Genomic DNA, 20,642 nt, shown 5'->3' on the forward strand with positions numbered 1-20,642 from the left:
GGTGCCTTACAAATCAAAGTTCTTGTCCGTTTGTCGCGATTACACGCTGATACCAGGCAAAACTCTTCTTCTTCGTTCTTTTCAACGTGCCATTGCCTTCGTTGTCACGATCTACGTATACAAAGCCATAACGCTTCTTCAATTCCGCTGTCGAAGCACTGACTAGGTCAATCGGTCCCCAAGTCGTATAGCCGATCAAATCAACCCCATCAGCTACAGCTTCCCGCATTTGCTCGATATGAGCACGCAGATAATCGATACGGTAATCATCCTGAATGCTGCCGTCTTCTTCGACCTTATCCACGGCACCCAGGCCGTTCTCAACGATGAACAAAGGCTTCTGGTAGCGATCATAAAGAATATTCAGCGTCGTACGCAATCCTTTAGGATCAATCTGCCAGCCCCATTCAGAAGACTCGAGATAAGGGTTTTTTACCCCTGTCATCAAGTTTCCTGCTGCTGCTTCCTTCAGCTTTTCTTCATCTGTGGTCGCAATGAAGCTCATATAATAGCTGAAGCCAATATAGTCGACAGTGTGCTCGCGCATGAGTTCCTCATCACCAGCAGCAATCTCGAACTCTATATCATTTTCAGTAAAATACCGCTTCATATAAGTTGGATAATATCCACGTACTTGTACATCTGAGAACTGCAATGTTTTGCGATCCTGCTCCAGGGCTGCGAATACGTCATCTGGATTCGGCGTGAGTGGGTACGTCGTCATAGACGCGATCATACAGCCAATTTGTGCTTCCGGATTGATTTCATGAGATGCTTTAACCGCCAATGCGCTTGCAACGAATTGATGATGAGCAGCCTGATACATAATGTTCAGCTTGTTCTCACCCTCTTCGAACACCAAACCGCCGCCAGTGAATGGTGCATGCAGCACAACATTGATTTCGTTGAATGTCATCCAGTATTTCACTTTGCCGTTATAGCGCTCCAGCACAGTGCGGGCGAATTTCTCATAGAAGCCAATCACTTCCCGATTGCGCCAGCCACCATATTTTTTCACTAAATTTAATGGCATCTCATAGTGAGAGATGGTAACGACAGGCTCCATGCCTTGTTTGCGCATTTCATCGAACAAATTGTCATAAAATTTCAAGCCCGCTTCATTCGGCTCGGCATCATCACCATTCGGGAAAATTCGCGTCCAAGCGATGCTTGTACGGAAGCATTTGAAACCAAGCTCACCGAACAGTGCTAAATCTTCCTTGTAGCGATGATAAAAGTCGATTCCATCGTGATATAGATTCAGTTTGGCTGGATCCTCAGATGCTGGATACATAATGCCGTCCGGCGACACATCCGCAGTAGACAACCCTTTGCCATCCTCTTGATAAGCACCTTCCAGCTGATTGGCTGCAACAGCGCCGCCCCATAGGAAACCTTGTGGAAATTCTTTTTTCACTTCTGCCATGATTTAGTTCCTCCCTGTCTTTTCATTTTCCGTTAAATAATGATATAGCGCACCGTATAAATTAGCATCACTTTGATAATGGCAGCAGACAATTGCTGGATCCGCTGCATGGAACGGGTTTGCTTGCTTTAACTCTTTTACAGTTTGCTGAATTCGTTCTACCACTATTGGCTGCGCACTGATGCCGCCGCCAATGGCAAACACTTCTGGATCGAAAATATATTGGAGATTCAAAATCTGTACGGCGATGCTCTGGCAAAATTGATTAAAAATCTTATTCGCAGCCGTATCGCCAGCATTGATGAATTCGAATGCCTTCTTTCCATCTGTGACATCCGCTACTTCTTTTTCCTGATTGATACGTTTGATCATGTTGACTGCTGAACCAGTACCTCCAAAGAAGGTGGCTTTCTTTGACTTCTCGTCAACTGCTTCCATCACATAACTCAGTTCTCCTGCCAGCAGATTCCGGCCATGATGGACACTGCCATCCATTAGGATACCGCCGCCCACTCCGCTGCCAAGCACTAAGACGATAGCATCACGCTTGTCCTTGAGACTGCCGAGCCAAAGCTCCGCGAGCGCTGCACAGCGGCCATCATTTTCAACCGCAATAGTCACACCATAGCGCTTCTGGAGTTTTTCTTTCAGGTTCACACCATGCTGGAAAGGAAAGGATCCGCCATTATAGATAACACCAGTGTCTGTATCGACAGCTCCCGGCGTACTGACAGCTATGCCTCGTACATCCTCCTGATACATGTCATCTATGCAGGCAAACAAGATTTTATCGAAAGCTTCAACATTTTCCCGGGAAGCCGGCCGGCTGTCCTTTTTGATAATTTTGCCGCCTCTGTCCATCAAAGCGGTTTTAACCAAAGTTCCGCCGATGTCGACTACAAGATACATGCCCTGCACCTCCTCCGGTTGTCCTATTACAAAACCCCTGCATATTTATGATATAATGACACCGATTACATTTCTGGTATTGATTTCGTTTTTTTGGTAGTTACTTTCTATTTTCTGCAATGGGGGTTATGTATGCCGAACGAATGGTCCACCGTCACACGATTGCTTCAACAGACTTTTTCTATACCTGTTACCTATCAGTCAGAAGCTGCACCCTCTAGCTCTCCATATGTACAGGAAGAAGCTTCCGGCTTTTCTTTTTACATACCATTTGAAAATAACGGCGGGATGCTGCAGCTTGGTCCTGCACCAGAAACTAGCCTGTCAAAGGAGAAGCTAATTGATATCGGCTCACTCGCTTATTACATGCTCTACCAGCGCGAACTGGATGCGGCCGCATTGCAAAAGCCCTCCTTTGAACTGCCGATGATTCAGTCTGCCGAAAACAGACAGAATACCAATTTGCACCATCACCCTTATTTAGAGGAAAAGCTTTTCGACTGTATCCGTGCCGGCAAGCCAGATCTCGTCAAGGAACAGCTGCAGAGTTTTCCTGACGAGCTCAGCGGGACATTAGCGAAACAGAATGCAGTTCGAAACCGGAAGAACCTTGCTATAACGGCAATCACATTAGCCACGCGCGCTGCCATTAACGGCGGACTGGCTCCTGAGCTTGCCTTTACGATGAGTGATTTGTATATCCAGCAGATTGAGGAAAAGAAGGATTTGCCTGCACTTGTGCGTCTCCAAACTGAAGCACTGTGCACATTTGCTGAAAAAGTAGGCGAAATAAAGGCGGGAACATATTCGCGTAAGATCGCCCATTGCGTCCATTATATCTACCAGCATCTTTACGAGGTTCTCACGCTGAAGCAGCTCGCTGACATGCTAAAGATGAATCCGACATATTTATCCGCTCGATTCAAACAGGAAGTCGGCATGCCCATACGGACCTACATCCAGCACCTTCGAATCGAGGAAGCCAAGCTCTTGCTGCGGCTGACGGATCATTCTCTGCTGCATATTTGTGCTTTGCTTCAGTACCATGACCAAAGCTATTTCACGAAAGTATTCAAAAAACATACAGGCCTTACACCCCGGAAATTCCGGGAGCAGGCATAGAAAAAGCCGACAGCAGAAGCTGTCGGCTTTAAATTAGTTTGCTGGCTGATTCGATTTTTTGGCACGGATGACAGAAGGTCGTCCGATAGAATAGTAATCGATATTCGCTGTTTCTACATAGCTGAGGGGGTAGCAGTTACGGCCATCGATAACGATTGGCTGTTTCATCTGCTGTTCGAACACAGTCAGCGGAAGATCCTTGAACTCATCCCACTCTGTCACGATGATCGCTACGTCAGCATCCTGTAGTGCTTCCTCAGTACTTGCAGCATAATGAACAGTCTCTGGAAGCAATCGCTTCGCATTGTCCATAGCGATTGGATCAAATGCGGAGATGTTTGCACCAAGATCAGTCAATTTCTGGGCAAGAACAATGCTTGCTGATTCACGCATATCGTCGGTATTCGGCTTGAATGCAAGACCAAGCATGGCAACTTTCTTGCCTTCCAATCCGCCGCGTACGACCATTTGCGCCATATCAACAGGAATTTGCTGCTGCTTGTTATTTACATTGATAACGGATTCCAGCAAATCGAATGTATGATTCACATCTCCAGCAATCTGAACAAGTGCTTTTGTATCTTTCGGGAAGCAAGAGCCGCCATAACCGATTCCAGCATTCAGGAATTTATCACCGATACGTTTATCCATACCCATTCCTTTTGCAACATCTTCAATGTTGGCACCTAGCTTACCGCAAATCGTACCAATTTCATTGATAAAGCTTATTTTCGCTGCCAGGAAGGCATTGGACGCATATTTAATCATTTCGGCACTCTCGATATCCGTACGGAATACCGGTACGCCAAATGGTTTATTGATTTCTTCTATTAAAGCTGCTGCTTCTTCAGACTCAGAACCGATTACGATACGATCACCATTATATGTATCGTGTACAGCAGAGCCTTCGCGAAGGAATTCCGGATTAGATACAACCTCAATCTGCACATCACGATCAAGAGCTTCTGTAATCCAATGCTTCACAAGCTTGTTCGTACCGACAGGCACTGTACTCTTTGTTACGACAACTGCTCCTTTGTCTGTTACATGAGCAGCGATATCCCTTGCTACCTGCTGGACAAAGTCAAGGTTAGCAGAACCGTCCGCTCTCTCTGGGGTACCGACAGCAATATAGATAGCATCTGCATCATGGAATGCGATGCTGTGGTCAGTCGTGAAATGAAGATTGCCTCTTTCGATATTTTTGGTCATTAATTCTGCTAGACCTGGCTCATAGATTGGAGACAAGCCTTGATTCATCTTGGCAACCTTCGTCTCATCGATATCCACACATGTGACATCATGTCCTACATCTGAAAGTGCCACTCCTGTAACTAAGCCTACATATCCTGTTCCAACAATTGCAATTTTCTTCATTTTTACGATCCCTTCTTGTTTCGAGGTGTACAAACACTTCTACTAAGCTATAACTAAAACGAATTTTTTCTAAAAGATAATGATACTAGTTTACTATAAATTATCCAATATGCGGTTATTATTTACGATATTTTTTCATGAATTTTACAATTTTAACTGTAATGTAAAGAGGGCATAAAGATGCCCCCTCGCTTTTTTTCACTATTTTCTGCAATCCTGAATAAATGCAGAATCCCGCAGCTTGCGTTTCACTTCTTTTCCCCAGTTCTTCACTGCATCCTCCGTAGTCTGCTCGATTGCGGCGATTTCCTTCACAGCATAACCATGGATTATGTACCAGTACACCCATTTCCATTGCTTATCAGTGAGTGTATGTTTGACACGCTTCCAGAATTCTTGTTGTTCGATTAAGTCGAGTTCTTGCTGGATGAGTTCCTTTGTGTGGGCTTCATTGATGATGAGGTCGGTTTTTTCTTTTTCGCGGATGATTTTTCTGAGGTGGTCAATTAGGCGAAAGCGGATTGTTCTGTTGGCGTAGGCGTTAAAATCACCTTTTGATTCATCATATCCGGTCCAGGCGAGGAACAATGCCATAATTCCTTCTTGCAGAAATTCATCGTGCGGATCTCGAATACGCATTCGGTGGATATGATAATGAATCATATTTTTATACTGGTTCAGAATCAAACTAAAATCGTTATTGCGAATGTCCTTCAATGTCATCCACTCCCTTTGGTTTTTGGGTAGAACAGCTTACGAATACTTATCCTCCTTTATGCAATATTTAGGACTATTTATTCATCCCATGCCATTCTGTCTTATAATCGTATCTTTTGCAAGAAAAGGGTGAATTTACCATCTTCGACATCTTAAAGCATAAACAGCTCGTTTTTACAGGAACTTAACTGCAGGATTTGTCGCATTTTCAAGAAGCAAAACGAAAACACGCATTTTCCATTAAGAAATGCGTTTTTCAGACAGTGTATTAATAATTTGTAAAATAAAAAGATGGACTACCCTTCCAACGCTCTGAATAGGCTGTACAAGTCAGCCAAAAGGAGGCCAAGCATGGGTAATATACTCAATTATATATTGTTAGGAGTAAGTCTCTCTGCGCCAGTCGGTCCAGTCAATGCCGCTCAAATGGAAAAAGGAATCCGCGGGGGATTCCTGCAAAGTCTATCTGTCGGGTTCGGTGCCATGCTGGCAGATATCCTGTATATGCTGCTTGTATATCTTGGGTTTTATCATGTCATCATGATCCCGGTCGTCCAGTCTTTTCTTTTCTTCTTCGGAAGCTTTGTTTTCCTTTATCTTGGTATCGAGAGCGTTCTGAAAACACGGACCTTGACTCGAGCCAGTATGACGACGGTTGCGCCGCTGCAAGGACTTCGATATGGTTTCTTTCTTGCACTCGTAAATCCAATCAGCATTATGTTTTGGGTAGGCGTTTATGGATCCGTTCTTGCCAAGATAGTCGAACAAGGCGAGTCAAATCATTTATTGCTTTACACAATCAGCATCTTTGTAGGTGTTTTTCTATGGGATAATGTAATCGCCCTTTTATCCAGCAGCCTGCGTCGTTTCCTGAATGATCGACTGCTGCGGCTGATTACCTTTGTTTCTGGCATGTCATTGCTTGGTTTTGGTATCTATTTTGGCTATTTAGGCATTTTGAGTGTGCTCTGATTTTTTCCGTTTGACCCAAATACCGATAATAAGAATAAGTACCGCAAAGCCGGCACTTACATATAAGCCTGGACGTACTTCCGCTTCGACTGCTGTTCCGCTGATTCCTGCGAGCAGCAGAATACCTCCTATTACCGTCACCAGCTTATTGCCCATCTTGAACTTTTCAATCTTCCAGGCAGATGCCAGAATAAACATCCAATTGTACAATAGCAGCAATCCTGCCGCCGTGGTGATGTACTCATATATTTTCCCGGGCAATAATAAAGCGGTGATGATACTGGCAAGCAGACCTACTGCCGCCAGCAGCATACTAGCCAAAGGAAGATCTTTATATTTCAATTTCTTCGCAAACAGCTGCGGCGCATCTTTGTCTTTTGCCAAAACGACAAGCAGATTCGTTACCGCAAAAAGTGCTGCACATAAAGTGGAGAACCCAGCAATGATGACAGCAGCATTAAACACATGCGGGAAGAAATCAAGCGGCGTTTTCGATAGCGCCGTAACAAATGGACTTTCATTCATCTTGAAATCATGCGTCTTGACCATGCTGATTGCCAAAAGCAACGAAACGACATAAAAAATCGCCAGTCCGATCAGCATAATTGTCCCAGCCTTTGCGGCTTCTTCCTTCTTCTTCAACTGCATGGACATCATCCCGATAACCTCAATACCCCCAAAAGCATAAAAAGCATAAATCAGCGATGCCCATAGCCCTTTGTATCCATCATGAAGGAACGACTCCTCAAAAGGCTTATACGTTGATTCTGTAGAGATAACGTTAAATAACACAAGTGCTGCCAATATAATAAACATCGTAATTGCTGCAGTTTTGACGACCGCAAATATATTCTCCATCTTATTGAATCCCTTGGCACCCGTTAGGACTACAATAATTGCAAGTACAGCGTAAATGGTGGAAAACACCCATAGAGGTATTTTTTCAAACCAAAACTGGCTCAAAAGCGAAATCGCCGTCAGCTGACTTCCCATAATCAATATATTCGAGCACCAATAGCTCCACCCGCAGCTAAAAGCCGCCCAACCACCGAAGGCTTTGCCTGCGTAATAACAGAATGAGCCTTCCTGCGGGTCATTTGCAGTCATTCTTGCCAATGATAAAAATACAATCAATGTGCCGATTGCGGCAGCTACGAAAGAAATGACAATGGAAGCACCAGTCAAATGGATGCCGATGACCGAACCAAGGAAATACCCCGTTCCAATCGTACAGCCAATCCCGACAAGCGACAGCTGCCACCATTTCATATTGCCTGTATTGGATGTCTTGCCCTGCCCGTTATTACCTGGATGCTTTTTCAAGTCCGTTCCCTCCTCGTCCTGTTAGTATGAGGAGTAACGATGGAATTATGTAAGACAAGCATGGTATGATGTTGTTATTGATTATGCAAAAGGAGCAGTATAATGGATTCTAAACCATCTAAAGGTAAAAAGGCTTTCTTCTACACGATGCTCGTATTACTAGCTGTAATGATGATCTTAACGATTTATATGGTGATTAACGGATATAGCGATTTGCTGGGTTCCTAAGAAGCTGCTGAAGCTCCTTTCTCTTCCTAGCATAAATAAAAAAGCTGATGTTCTATTGAACATCAGCTTTTTATTCATACCTGCTGCAGCTCTATCTCCATAACAGACAGGTTTTCATTTGGGTTATCTCGGCTCAGCACTCTTTTTACATGACCATCTTGATTGAAAATGGTCACTTTCTTTCTTGTACCATCTTCAAAAAAGTCAACTTCCTGCTGCAGAGAGGATCCATCCGGATAATAAACAAATCGTTTCACTTGTTTGTTATTCTGGAACTGAACTGCGCGGTGCGGCTTATCCTTTTTGTAAAATATCTTTCGGAAGTATGTTCCGTCCGGGTTGTACTCTAGTTTTGTGTACAGACTGCCATCCAGATAAAAATCTGTTTTATTCTCCAAATTCCCGTCTTCATCATATTTATAGGAAGACGCCATTCTTCCGGCTCGCTTGTAGCCTTTTGCATACAGTACCTCCTGGAGCTTCCCATTTGCAGAAAATACTCTGGCTGTATGCAGGAACCCTTGCTGGAACTCATGCCTTGCAACTAATGCATTGAAGTTATACAGCAGGATAGAGAAATCATCTTTTCTAAACAAGATCTTAACCCTTTGAAGTTTATTGATAACGATCGATACTTCATTGGCTTTTTCGATATAGTTGCTTCCCTCTCGCAATAACCGGTATCCCTGGGTGCTCCAAGCAACCGCTGCTGCAAATTTCCCCGTTTCATCAGGCGTGTAGATATAATGATGTCCTTCTTTGATAATCACTTTTGCTATGATCTTATTCCTGACATAAAACATGAACCCGCGCTTTGCACCGTTAGGATAATAAATTTTGCATATTCTCAATCCATTTTTATCATGGAACAGTGCATCGACTGGCTTGTGATCCGGTATTTCTGTTAAAAGCAGTCTTCTGTCCGTCTCGAATCCTGCGGTAATATCCAGAATGTTTTGCTGAAGCTTGAAAAGGTGAAGATTATCATCAGCAATCAGCTTTTGCTTGTCTTCATCAGCTGGATTCCCGCTCACAATAGCATCTAATGCAGATAAGAAGTCCTGATAATATTCGTCATTATAATGATAATAACCCCGGCCGTACACATGGTCATGCGTGGAATAGTAGTCCATATGCTTGAGTTCGATAATAGGGATTTCAGGATAATTTGCTTCAATGTATTCGTATAACGAATGCAAATATAAATTAGTCTCTACTGCTCTTCTGGCACTGTACTTCCGATGACCTTCATCTGGAAATGTGTAAGCAAGAGGAACAAGCTGCTCCCCGTCCGAAACCTTAAACTGAGCAAAGGCTTTATGCAGGATGACCTTCTCTAAAGGATAATACTGCTGCAAACCCTCGATAAAGGTATCGATGTATCCGTATAGATCGTCCGCATTACCCGGCTCATTTAGAAAATCCACTCCGAAGCTCTCCAGAACCTTCTGGATCTCTGGACGACGTTCCACGTATGTCTCCCCGATTTTAAGTGTTGGCATTCGTTCGTCAATCAAATCGAAAATGAAGTAATCTGCGCCGCCAATAATGAACTTCTTCGTGAAGCTGTCATCCACCTGTTTGAGCACAAAGTCGCTGACACTTTCGTTATTGGTAAGCTGCAGCTTTATTTCTCTGATAATTGAAGCCTCATCACCGAGCGCAGCTGGAGCAGTGGAAATGACTTTTAAAGGCTTTTGAAAGATATACTTATTTACTTTGTATGTTTTCTTGTCCTGATAATTGAAGGACTCTCTCGTTACGCAGGATCCTTTTATTTCTATATTCAACATCAGCCAATCCCCTCTTCTTATCGAGAATTTCACGTATATAGTTGTACGTTTCTTCGGTATTGTTTCCGTCGGTTCTCTCAACCATCAGGCTGAATTTCGATTGGTAGGCTGCTTTCTGTTCCTGAACAAAATTACTCTGGATAAAAGCATTCAATTGATCGAAATCGTAAATAATGTCGCCAAATGCATTCTCCTTCTGCAGGATGTTCCGGGCACCATATTCTTTTTCTGCCTTTACCTTATCCTCCCAATAGAAGATGACATTGCTTCCGCCGGCAAATGCATAGAACGTAACAGAAGAATAATCAGAGATAAGCACTTTCGTTTTAAGAAGGATATCTTTTATGTCACCAGCGTATAGCTTGGATTGTATGTCGGCATAGATAGCAGGGAATTGATCACGCAGTATCACCTTTGCTTTCGGGTGAAGCACTACATTGATCTTTTTCCCTTCATAGAAAGGATCACTGTTGATCATACGGATAAATTGTATGTACCTGCCTACATAAGAACCTTCTGTTTTACCACCTGTCAGATCCCAAGGTCTCCATGTAAGCATGAAGGTTATTTCTTCTTTTTGGACTGTCTCTTTTGATTCGACATACAGGTCCAGATTAGGAAGACCGGTAGGTATAATATCGTCGTCTGTATAATTTGCATACTTCAAAAAATTCCGACTTTCTCTTCTGGAGCTCGTTACGATATAATCCGGTGCAATCGGCACTCTTTTATTGAAGTAGCCTCTTTCAAATACATTTGTTGCTAAAGCTACACCATGCTGAAGGAATATTTTATTTTTGTTATCTAGAATTTTCTTCTTGATCAACCGATCATTGTCGTACAGACGACGCTGGATATGAGTAGCTAAATCTGAGGAAATCAATGCATCTGCTTTGAAGATATTATAAAAGCTTCTAAGCGTATTTTTTTTGATGATATATTTGCTGCCAAACTGTTCGATTAATGCCGGGTATAAGTCCGATTTGCTATCAATAATGAATCTTGCCATCGTATCGTTTTGCTGTCTGGCATATTTAAAGATCTCATAGGCTGATTCGCTGGCTCCTTCACAAAACTTCTCAAAAAGGATGATACGATTATTTTTCCGGGCGAATACTTTCACAATCACATACGCAATTGCTTCTTTCATTACGATCGATTTATGCAGCTTGTTGGAGTACACGAAAACTAACTGCCCTGTGACCGATTTCCTGATAAATACAGATAAACTCTTGCTTATATGGTAATTGAACGTATTGTAAAGATAGTGCTTACGGCTGTACTTATCAAAGCCGCTCTTCTTGAACGGATAATAATAATTCGCCGTGTCGTTATGTATTCGAAGAAACATCGGTAAATTGATAGAGCTTGTTTCTATGTATATTCGTTCGAGATCCTTGGCTGGGATGATGCAGAAGAATGTATGATATAAAAGCTTCAGCTTACTGGTATTGAAGGTATTCTTCTCGCGTATCGTCTTTGAGAACAAATATTTGATCGGAAATCTGTGCTTCTTGTCATATCCTAGGGCGATCTCATATTCCTGTATATTTGTATACCTGAATCGCAAAACCCCTATGAACAGAATCATATTCAAAAGAGGAATGCTCCAAACACGCTGCGAAGGAGCTAATTCAGCTTTTTCAATTATCTGCTCCTCTGTAAGGCTTTTATGCTTACGGGTCACAATAAAGGATAATCTCATTCGCTTGTCCAAATAAAAAATGACTTGCTTTCCTTTGTGATAGACAATTTCCTTAATCGTAACGTTATGAGACTCGTCGTTCTCTTCCGTAATTATCTGGCCTGCTGCATCATACACATAGTATTTCTTATTGGTGCTTCTCTTTCTCGTAATCAAATTCACCGAACCGTTAAAGTCCAGAAACCCATCCTTGAAAACGAGAGAGCCATTAGATACTTCGCTGTAGACGGACAATCTGCTGTCTCCTCTCATATCTTCACTAATAATTTACAAATAAAAAAGATAATTTACATTCGCTTAAAATTATAGATTCATCCTTCTCCGCACGAAAGATGAAGAAAGTAATGAAGTTTTTAGTCGAAATAGATATAATCAGCAACTTTTCTCCCGTCTTTTTCCTTACTTGTTCCAATTAAATCATTCTTCGCCTTCCCGTCTAGGACAAGAGATGTACTTCCTCCTCCATCCAGCACATATGCAACCCGTATATATTTGATTTTATTTTTGATGATGTGATAAAAGTCCGTATAGGTTATGCCGCTGTTTTGCTCTGTTCTGCCATCGAATGTATAGATGTAAGTATTGTTGTAATAATCCTGCATGATGATTTGCCGAGGATTATCGATTTTTATATTTGGAATGGTATAGGAGCGATAGTAGTTTTTCCACTCACCATCTGCAACCAAAGGAAAGAAACCTTGCCACGTATTCACGATATTCTTCTCTTTTATTTCCTTATCCGCAAAGCGTGACTGAAACGTATACAGCCGGCCTGCACGATCACTGCCAAGCAGCCAGCTATTACCCAAATCACTTTCCTCTTTTTGGAATTCTCCATCTTTCATTTGTATACCATAAGCCTCACCCTTGTCGGGATTGAATACACTGGCATTGATCGCCACGCTAGCATCCTGTCTCTTTGAAAAGGATAGTACCTCCTCCAGGCCTTTGCCGAAGTCATCGTTTGCATATGCCTTCTTTACCGGGGAGGTCTTACCAAGTTCATTCTGATAATATATTTTGGTTACATAGTAAACGGAATCATTGTAGTCATAGGAATTAAAAACCACCTTGGTTTTATCATAGGTGGATGGGGAAAGATCTATAGGAAGGATGATGAAAGATAGCAATACTGTTAAGCAAATGAAACCTATTTTGAATGGCTGCTTCATGCGGCGTGCTCCTTTTTAGTTGCCTCAGGTTAGTAGTAAAAACATAAGCAGTTTCTAGGTTATCATTAATGTTTTAAGGTATAAATAGAGCGATAAGGCTAGATGATGTGAGGGAGAAACAGTTAAAAACAGTTCAGATAGCACAGATAAGACCAAGGCTTTCTAATTAATGCATAACAAATATATGGATGATTATAAGGACAAAAGAAACAGCCTCCCAATATTTAGGAAGGCTGTTTCTGGCTGTTTTCTATGAAATCATATCGTGGACTTTATCTCGTTCCTCTTGAGAAACTTCATAATAATAAATATCATCGATGGTTGTGCCTGCACCCTGGATTTGGTAATTCTCAGAGTTCTGACGCACATTCCGGTAGTTCTTGAATAGATCCGTCATCGTTGAGAAGTCCATATTCGTTTGGACGTTATCACCTAACGCACTTAAAATATCATCAATCTTGCTAACAGAGTTGATGCTTGCACCTTTATCGATAACCGCTTGGATTACTTGACGCTGTCGAGCATTACGGCCAAAGTCGCCATCTGGATCCAAGTGGCGCATGCGCACATAGCCCATTGCTTTTGGTCCGTCCAGCTGAATTTCTCCCTGTGCATAGTGATAGCCTTTTTGGTAATATCCTTCATCGATCCAATCAAGCTGGTTATTCACTGTGATACCGCCAACTGCATCAACAAAGTCGGATAAACCTTCCATGTTCATTTCTGCGAAATAATCGATTTCAGTATCCAGGAAGTTCTCTACGGTATCAATTGCCATATCCACTCCGCCGAATGCATATGCGTGGTTAATTTTATCGGTTGTTCCATGTCCTACAATTTCTGTACGTGAGTCACGAGGAATACTTATTAGTTTCATAGAATTATTCGCTGGATCAAGCGACATTACCATCAGTGCATCGGAGCGCCCTGCATCATCGTCACGCTGGTCAACACCTAGCAACAATACATTCAGCTTCTCTTGATCCTTCACTTTTGTCACTGATTGTTTCATGTCAATTGAATCTGAACCTTTTTGCATCGTATTAACTGTCGTCTTCGCTTTATTGGCAGCATAGATGCCCGTTGCTGCTACGGCAATTATTAATACAGCAATAATACTCAAGGTCACTTTCAGCCAAGTTCTTTTCTTCTTACGCTTTTCTTTCCTGCCCAAAACCATATCCCCCTTATTCTGCTACCACTGGAAATTAAATTATATCAGAAAAACCTCTTCTTTTTCCGTTTAATTGTAAAAAGAAGAGGTCTATATTACTGATTTAAGAAGTTTTGCGCTTCTTGGGCATTCTGTTCCAAACCGCCCACATTAAATTCCAGCACTGCTCCTACACCATAGCGAGCATCATGATAGGTGTCATCCATCGGAATACGCATAGTCTCCATATCCGCTGTTTTTCCTCTTAGGACATCTGTTCCCATCGACAACAACAATCCGTTACGCACATTTGTACTGATATACCCATTGGCAATACCAATCATCTTAGGCAGCTTCGCAACAGTCGTCACACTGGCAACTTCCTCTTTCAGCTTACCTAAGACTTCCTGCTGCCGCTGTACCCGACCGTAGTCACCATTCGCATCATGGCGGAAACGGCTGTATGCTAGCAGCTCTTCACCGTGAAGTCTTTGCGTGCCTTCCGTCAGCTGTACACCCAATGCTTTCTGGTCAGTTGTCATTTCTGGTGTCACTGTTACTTCAATGCCATCTGGTGCTACGGCATCAACGAGCTTCTCGAAGCCTTTAAAGTCAACCTCCGCATAATAATTAATATCGATTCCAAAGTTTTCGGTAACTGTCTTACGTACTAGTTCTGGTCCGCCGATTGAATAGGCCGCATTGATTTTATTAAAACCATACCCAGGAATATTCACATACGTATCACGCATGATCGATATCAGCTTTGGCTGTTTCGTATCCGAGCTGTAATTGGCAATCATGATTGTATCAGCCCGTGCATTATCTCCCCCGCGGGAATCACTGCCGAGTACAAGTACATTTACGTTATCAACATTTTCGTCGGAACCATTGAATTCAACTTCATCGCTTAAATTATTATCTGCGTTCGCAGCTCGCGAAGCAGAAATATATTCATATGCAGCATAACTTCCAATCGCTAAGAATGCGATCAGGAATACCATCATAAACAGTCTGAATTTGCGCACCTTCTTCTTCTTGCGCCTCTGACGTTGTAAAGTCACAATTATCCGCCTTTCTGAAAATACCTACTAAAGATAATAGCATGAAATGCCTATATGGAATATAGTTTTAATAATTTTTGCAAAGAATATCCAGTATAAATAAACCAATTTACTGTACGGCCAGTCAGAACTTATTTGTACTTATTTATTTGTATAACGAACCGGTACAAATGTACGGGATATTTCATTACATTTTGTTTGTCTTTTTTTGTAAATTAACTTATTAATTTCCGAATATATAGTAATATATCCTTATAGTATTAGTAGATTATAACAGCGAGGGAGGATAAAGCGAGGTGGAAGGAATAGTCCCCATTGAGCCGGCAGCACGTCAGCCAGTATTTGTTGGTCGCCAAAAGGAATTAACAGTGTTCCATGACTGGTTAAAGAATAATGACGCAACGTCTGCTTTAATTGCCATCTCTGGTATGGGCGGCATTGGAAAAAGTTCTTTGCTGGCAAGGATGAACTATCTCGCTAAAAAAGAAAGTGTCAGAACAGTTTTTCTGGATGGCAATGCCTGTCCGCAAACACCAGCAAGCTTTATGGAATATGTTCATAGCCTGTTGCAATCCTTCCATCAAAAAGCTCCTTTGGATGTGTTGTTCCATAATCCAACAGGCATTAAACTACTCCTATGTATCGATCATTTTGAAGGACTTGCAGTATTAAGAGACTGGTTTTTGCACACATTTGTTCCACAATTAGCTGTGAATGGCATTGGGATAGTAATTGCTACCCGAAAGCCCTTGCCCATATCCATTGCACATATACAGACACTATCTTTGCCGCTGGATTATCTATCTTATGAGGAATCGGTTCAATATATTGAGAAAACAACCTCTTTGTTTCCCAAACAAATTCATGACTTAGCGAATAAAACAGATGGACTGCCTTTAAGCCTTGCCTTAGCTGTAGACATGGTGACTACAAGTACAAATCCAGATGTGCGCGCTGTTAGTCAAACAATCAGTGCGAAAATATTAAAAGAAGTAACCGCTGTTTCACTCCACCCGCTACTTGAAGTACTTATTGTCATGGAGTATGCCAACCAAGAAATATTCGAAGCTGTACTCGGGCGGAAGGTGAGCTTGGAAGATTATCGTAATCTGCAACTGCTGTCATTCATTGATTTGCACCCTTTTGGATTGAAGCTGCATGACGTGGCGAAAAGTTACTTACTTCAGGATTTCCAGCTGAGGGAGCCGACCAGACTTTATCAGCTTCATCGATCTTGCATGCGGGCACTGTATCGAGAGCTTACACATGCTTCTCAAACAGATCGCGTAATCATTGCATCTGCGCTGCTCAAGATGAATCAAGCGATGTGGCCAAAACATAATGCTTATGCAAGTTTTACACAGCGAATTCATCAGGTGCGAACAGGCAGGCTGATAGCCAGTGACCTTCCCCGGCTTCATGAGCTTTTGGAGGAATGGTGTTTTTATAGTGTTGATAAAGAACATAACCAGAACTACCATGATTTCTTGGATGCCGTGGTTCAAATGGATCCAGACAGTATAACCATTTTACGCGATTATACGAATAAGCCGATCGGCATGTTCATCACGGTGCTTTATACGACACGAACGGCTCCTTTGCTGCTCCAGCATTTTCAGAATGAGCTAAATGCTATCTTTACAGCAAAGGTTTGCAGACACGCTGCATTGCAAGCAGATACTTATATTCCCATTCTTGTAACAGCACAGAATGACATTACTGCCTATACAAGAGAAGAACTAGTTGGCATGCTGATTGTGGAACAGCTTGTGAAGTTAGAGTCAGGCAGAAGAGCTATACTCGTAGCTACGAACAATTCACTCAAACAGTTCCTGCGTACAATAGGCTTTAACAGCCGCCCTGTAACAGACACAAGCTGCGATACTTCCTGGGCGAAAGCTGACATTATGGAGCTGGATCTGCGTACAAGACCTTTTGGTGATTGGGTCCTGCACATGATGCCGGAAGAACAACATAAACAGAACAGCTTATCTGTAAATCACATGCGGCGTATCCTTCAATCCATCCAGTCACCCAGTGAGTTAAACCGTTATTGCAGCATGTTCACAGACTGTAACGATGGACGAGCTGTACAGCAAAAGGTTTTGCAATGTCTTCAAAATCCTGATGGACTTTCTAAAGAACAACAGGACGTACTATTAAACAGCTTTGTCCGCTACCCGAATAATATAGTAAAAGCTGTAGCTGCGAGCAATATGAGCAGAGCTACTTTTTATCGCCAGCAGAAGAAAGCACTTCAAAAACTTACTGATATACTAGTATTATAAAAAAGAAGCGACACAGTGAGCCGCTGTGTCGCTTCTTTTTATGTATTATACAAACCGCTTTTTAAGCCCTTTTCTGCCAATCCTCTCAGGCTCTTCCCTTATAACCACAGCGCCTTCCACCATCTTCCAGCTGTTATTCATCAGCATATAAGCAGCCTGATTACCAAATTGTTTACCCACTTCCTGATAAGCCCTCAGCAAACCAAAGCCTTTACCAGATTGATGATTATTTGAACCAACAAAATGAACCAGATTGGAAGCAATCAGCTGCTGTGTGAATTTCCGTACCTTCCCACCATGATCCCCATTGACACTCCCTGCAGCAATCTGTACGAAGCAGCCGTTTTTGACTAGCTCGTAGAGAAATTCCGGCTGCTGATTCACATACCCGTTCTTCTCCGGACTAGCAATCACAGGATGAAACCCAGAAGCCTGCATCTCCCGGATCAATTGCTTCACATAGCTAGGAAGCGGATTCTCAGGTAACTCCAAGTAAAGATAGCTTGTATTTGTATTAACTGCCAGTAAATCCATGAAATCCCGTTCTTTGAGCAAATCATTGGATACAAGCGCTTCCTGCCCAGGCAGAACCTGTAATGGAATTCCCTCTTCCCGAAGTATTTCATTAAATTCATCTATACTGGCATAAATCCTTTGTCGATTATTAAAAGAATGCCGACTCTGATCATGCGGAGTAGCCACGATTGTATCAATTCCCTCAAATACAGCTTCCTCCGCCATCTTCAAGCTTTCCTCCAGCGTACTCGGACCATCATCCAAACCATGCAAGATATGGCAGTGGATATCTATCATTAGGAAGCCTCCATTTCAGTATATGTGCTTACTGAAATGGTAGCATGAGGATAGTTGTGAATTGTCTCATTTTTGTCTCATCATAGAAATAAACAGAGGATCCTACCAAAACACCTGTTACACTAATCCTTTCTGACGGATGCTATTATGTAAAATAATATAATTCAAAGGTGTTGTATTTAAGAGATTATTATTGGCTATTAAGGAAGATAGACTCTAAAAAAGAAAAAAATAGTAATATTACCTAAATTCTTATTGCCTTCACCAATTCTTTAAATTAGACTGATTGGTATAAAGAGGTGAAACATTAATTGAATAAGATGATAGAAAGTTTCCAAAGGCTTGGCGGAATTCATGGAATCATAGTAATGTCTTTTTATAGATATGGAAACTGGGTTTATTACAAAGTAAAAATTCCAGGAATAAGACACATACTATGGACATTTTACAGGTTAATTGATTTTTGTTTTGTAAGATTATTTTTGAATTGCGAGATACCTGCACAGTGTCATATTGGAAAGAACATTAGATTACCACATGGTGGAAATGGAATCATTCTTCATAAGAATGTCATAATTAAGGATAATGTAACAATCTTTCATCAAGTAACTCTAGGCATTGTAAATTATGGTATTGGCTTAGAAAAGATTGTCGTGGAAAATGGTGCTCTAATTGGATGTGGAGCTAAGATATTAGGCAATGTTACAATTGGAGAGAACGCAAAAGTAGGCGCAAATACGGTAGTATTAAAGGATGTTCCCGTTGGATATACAGCGGTAGGATCATCTGCAGAACTAAAGTTAAATAATAATAATAAAATACAGATTTAAAACTAAATTACAATTCTGCTCGACAAGTTAAGCGTTAACTAAATTGCATACAGAATACTAACTAATATGGGAAATAAAAGTGAGCACCTCATATAACGAGTTTTTTTCTAGGGCTAGTGGATATGTTGAAAAATAGTGACTGATTAGATTCATCTAACATTTACACCAATGCCCTAAAATTACGTAGGCCTTGTTCATAAATTTGGCAAACAGAAAAGAGTGTACATAGATAATTGAATGAATATTAAAAGAGCAGTGAAATCACTGCTCTTTTAATATTTCATTTTTTCTCCCTCGAGCAAGTAAAGACATTAATAGAAAGTAAAGTACATTAATTAAATAGTAATGTGCATTCGGGTTAAAGTTAGAACAAATTAAATTCCCTACAAATATAGAGATAACTAATAATTTTAAATGTCTATCGGGATTATTCTTTAGCGCTCTTATAAATAACCATATATTAAACCACACAAATAAGCCAAATATTATAAATCCATTCTCAGCTAAAATATTTAGATACTGTGAATGCAAATCAATATCTAATATTCCGAATCTCTCGTATAGAAAGGCGCGATATTGTCCAGTACCTACTCCAAACCAAAAATCATTAGAGATTACACGATCAAAAGCTAAATTGAATTGAGTAAACCGCGCAGATTGAGTATCTCCACGTTCTGTAAAGAGTTTTTGTATGATTTCATCTAAAAATACGAACAAGATAAAAGCAGCTATTGGTGCAAAGAAGCACGTAAAAATTATTTTAAAATATGTTTGAGATCTCTTTTTGGCTTTAGAAAATAGAAAGAAAATTATAATCTGAACAGCTATTGAAACGTACCCTATTCGGGTAAAAGTAAGCACAGAAGCTATAGTTGTTAAACATAAGACTAAAACATTGAAAAATGATTTTCTTTTAATGAAATTATAAAGCACAACTCCAAAAAGAATTGCACCGAAGTTACCAGCAGAGTTGTTCGTCCCCGCAAGACCAACAGCTCTTGAAGCTGCTTCAGCACCTTCTGTATAAAGAATAGAGCCGTTAAATGAACCTAGAAGAAGTCTTAAACCAGTTATATATTGTAAAATACTAAGTATGGCATTGATTAATGCGAGAACCGTTACTCCTTTCAAGATTTTTTCTACAGGTAAATATTTTATGCTCTTTATAATTAGGTATAGCATCAATACACTTATGTAAGTAAAAACAATAGAGTAATATTTGTAAAAATCTTCAACCCTTAAAGAGAGATCAAGAATAAAGCTTATAAATAAAGGTAAAAAAAATAGAGTTTCTTTACTAAAAGTGAAAGTATGTTTATTAACAACAAATAACAAACAGGCAAAAATAGCATAAGTTATAGTATTAATTCTAACTGGGTTTGTTTCGTTTAAGAGATATTGTTCATTTCCTAGAGACGGATTAAAGGTGAAAATAAATAAAATCATTAAAATGATAATGTTTTTATATTTATCGTCACCAACAAATAGAAATTTTGAAAACAGGAATATAGACCCGAAAAATAAAAGCATTAATAATGAGATAAGCATATGAGCCTCCGAGCTTAAAATTGAAATTGCTAAGACAATATTAACATACAAAAATATGATAAAAATACTCAATTTTCCATTGTTTCAAATAAAGAAGGCACGTCCTCTCGATTGATTAAAATAACAATAAGATGTTTAATTAAATAATTTCACCACTTTAACTCACAATTAGTAAAGTTAAAAAGCGTCAATGTCTCCAATT

At 40.8% G+C, this 20,642-nt stretch carries 17 protein-coding genes; 5 read left to right on the plus strand and 12 right to left on the minus strand.

Annotated elements, in window-relative coordinates; all coding sequences use genetic code 11:
- Positions 1-13: 13 nt before the first annotated feature.
- Both ABXS78_RS13910 and ABXS78_RS13915 read right to left on the minus strand, forming a co-directional pair.
- Positions 14-1,426: a 6-phospho-beta-glucosidase gene (locus ABXS78_RS13910; RefSeq protein WP_366247693.1), complete on the minus strand. Its 1,413-nt coding sequence runs from the start codon at positions 1,424-1,426 to the stop codon at positions 14-16.
- Positions 1,427-1,429: 3 nt separating this feature from the next.
- Positions 1,430-2,335, minus strand: coding sequence for an ROK family protein (locus ABXS78_RS13915; protein ID WP_366247694.1), 906 nt, complete (start codon positions 2,333-2,335; stop codon positions 1,430-1,432).
- A 132-nt stretch (positions 2,336-2,467) separates the two neighbouring features.
- Between ABXS78_RS13915 and ABXS78_RS13920 the strand changes: the two genes are divergently transcribed.
- Complete coding sequence (locus tag ABXS78_RS13920) at positions 2,468-3,457, plus strand: helix-turn-helix domain-containing protein (protein ID WP_366247695.1); 990 nt, start codon at positions 2,468-2,470, stop codon at positions 3,455-3,457.
- A 33-nt stretch (positions 3,458-3,490) separates the two neighbouring features.
- Here the strand turns inward: ABXS78_RS13920 and ABXS78_RS13925 are convergent, their stop codons facing one another.
- Together ABXS78_RS13925 and ABXS78_RS13930 are read right to left on the minus strand one after the other, a co-directional pair.
- Positions 3,491-4,834 carry a UDP-glucose/GDP-mannose dehydrogenase family protein gene (locus tag ABXS78_RS13925; RefSeq protein WP_366247696.1) on the minus strand — a complete coding sequence of 448 codons (1,344 nt, stop codon included), beginning with the start codon at positions 4,832-4,834 and terminating at the stop codon, positions 3,491-3,493.
- Between the two features lie 201 nt (positions 4,835-5,035).
- Positions 5,036-5,551 (minus strand): sigma-70 family RNA polymerase sigma factor, encoded by a 516-nt coding sequence (locus ABXS78_RS13930; protein WP_366247697.1) that lies wholly within the window; start codon positions 5,549-5,551, stop codon positions 5,036-5,038.
- Positions 5,552-5,902: 351 nt separating this feature from the next.
- Here ABXS78_RS13930 and ABXS78_RS13935 point away from each other — a divergent pair, with 351 nt between their 5' ends.
- Positions 5,903-6,523, plus strand: a complete 621-nt coding sequence (locus ABXS78_RS13935; protein ID WP_366247698.1) for a LysE family transporter — start codon at positions 5,903-5,905, stop codon at positions 6,521-6,523.
- Here ABXS78_RS13935 and ABXS78_RS13940 read toward each other — a convergent pair.
- A complete protein-coding gene (locus ABXS78_RS13940) occupies positions 6,500-7,792 on the minus strand; it encodes an amino acid permease (protein ID WP_366249946.1) in 1,293 nt (430 codons plus the stop codon). The genes ABXS78_RS13935 and ABXS78_RS13940 overlap by 24 nt on opposite strands.
- Positions 7,793-7,948: 156 nt before the next feature.
- On the opposite strand from ABXS78_RS13940, the gene ABXS78_RS13945 reads away from it, so the two are divergent.
- Positions 7,949-8,074, plus strand: coding sequence for a hypothetical protein (locus ABXS78_RS13945; protein ID WP_366247699.1), 126 nt, complete (start codon positions 7,949-7,951; stop codon positions 8,072-8,074).
- A gap of 74 nt (positions 8,075-8,148) precedes the next feature.
- Here ABXS78_RS13945 and ABXS78_RS13950 read toward each other — a convergent pair whose 3' ends face one another.
- The 5 genes from ABXS78_RS13950 to ABXS78_RS13970 form a co-directional block, all read right to left on the minus strand.
- Complete coding sequence (locus tag ABXS78_RS13950; RefSeq protein WP_366247700.1) at positions 8,149-9,867, minus strand: DUF6270 domain-containing protein; 1,719 nt, start codon at positions 9,865-9,867, stop codon at positions 8,149-8,151.
- Complete coding sequence (locus ABXS78_RS13955) at positions 9,785-11,806, minus strand: CDP-glycerol glycerophosphotransferase family protein (RefSeq protein WP_366247701.1); 2,022 nt, start codon at positions 11,804-11,806, stop codon at positions 9,785-9,787. Before ABXS78_RS13955 ends, ABXS78_RS13950 begins: the two co-directional genes overlap by 83 nt.
- Positions 11,807-11,925: 119 nt before the next feature.
- On the minus strand, positions 11,926-12,744 hold the full coding sequence (locus tag ABXS78_RS13960; RefSeq protein WP_366247702.1) for a phosphodiester glycosidase family protein: 819 nt from the start codon (positions 12,742-12,744) through the stop codon (positions 11,926-11,928).
- Between the two features lie 250 nt (positions 12,745-12,994).
- Positions 12,995-13,924, minus strand: coding sequence for an LCP family protein (locus tag ABXS78_RS13965; protein ID WP_366247703.1), 930 nt, complete (start codon positions 13,922-13,924; stop codon positions 12,995-12,997).
- Positions 13,925-14,013: 89 nt separating this feature from the next.
- Positions 14,014-14,961 (minus strand): LCP family protein, encoded by a 948-nt coding sequence (locus ABXS78_RS13970; protein ID WP_366247704.1) that lies wholly within the window; start codon positions 14,959-14,961, stop codon positions 14,014-14,016.
- A gap of 296 nt (positions 14,962-15,257) precedes the next feature.
- Between ABXS78_RS13970 and ABXS78_RS13975 the strand changes: the two genes are divergently transcribed.
- Positions 15,258-17,249, plus strand: coding sequence for a hypothetical protein (locus ABXS78_RS13975; RefSeq protein ID WP_366247705.1), 1,992 nt, complete (start codon positions 15,258-15,260; stop codon positions 17,247-17,249).
- A gap of 45 nt (positions 17,250-17,294) precedes the next feature.
- Here the strand turns inward: ABXS78_RS13975 and ABXS78_RS13980 are convergent, their stop codons facing one another.
- On the minus strand, positions 17,295-18,062 hold the full coding sequence (locus ABXS78_RS13980; protein ID WP_366247706.1) for a CpsB/CapC family capsule biosynthesis tyrosine phosphatase: 768 nt from the start codon (positions 18,060-18,062) through the stop codon (positions 17,295-17,297).
- 320 nt (positions 18,063-18,382) lie between these two features.
- On the opposite strand from ABXS78_RS13980, the gene ABXS78_RS13985 reads away from it, so the two are divergent.
- The gene (locus ABXS78_RS13985) at positions 18,383-18,892 is read left to right on the plus strand and encodes a hypothetical protein (RefSeq protein ID WP_366249947.1); all 510 of its coding nucleotides are present in this window, start codon (positions 18,383-18,385) and stop codon (positions 18,890-18,892) included.
- Between the two features lie 261 nt (positions 18,893-19,153).
- Here ABXS78_RS13985 and ABXS78_RS13990 read toward each other — a convergent pair whose 3' ends face one another.
- Complete coding sequence (locus ABXS78_RS13990) at positions 19,154-20,440, minus strand: O-antigen ligase family protein (protein ID WP_366247707.1); 1,287 nt, start codon at positions 20,438-20,440, stop codon at positions 19,154-19,156.
- Positions 20,441-20,642: the final 202 nt, after the last annotated feature.

Origin of the sequence: Terribacillus aidingensis, from assembly GCF_040703035.1 — a bacterium.
Classification (GTDB): Bacteria; Bacillota; Bacilli; order Bacillales; family Amphibacillaceae; genus Terribacillus.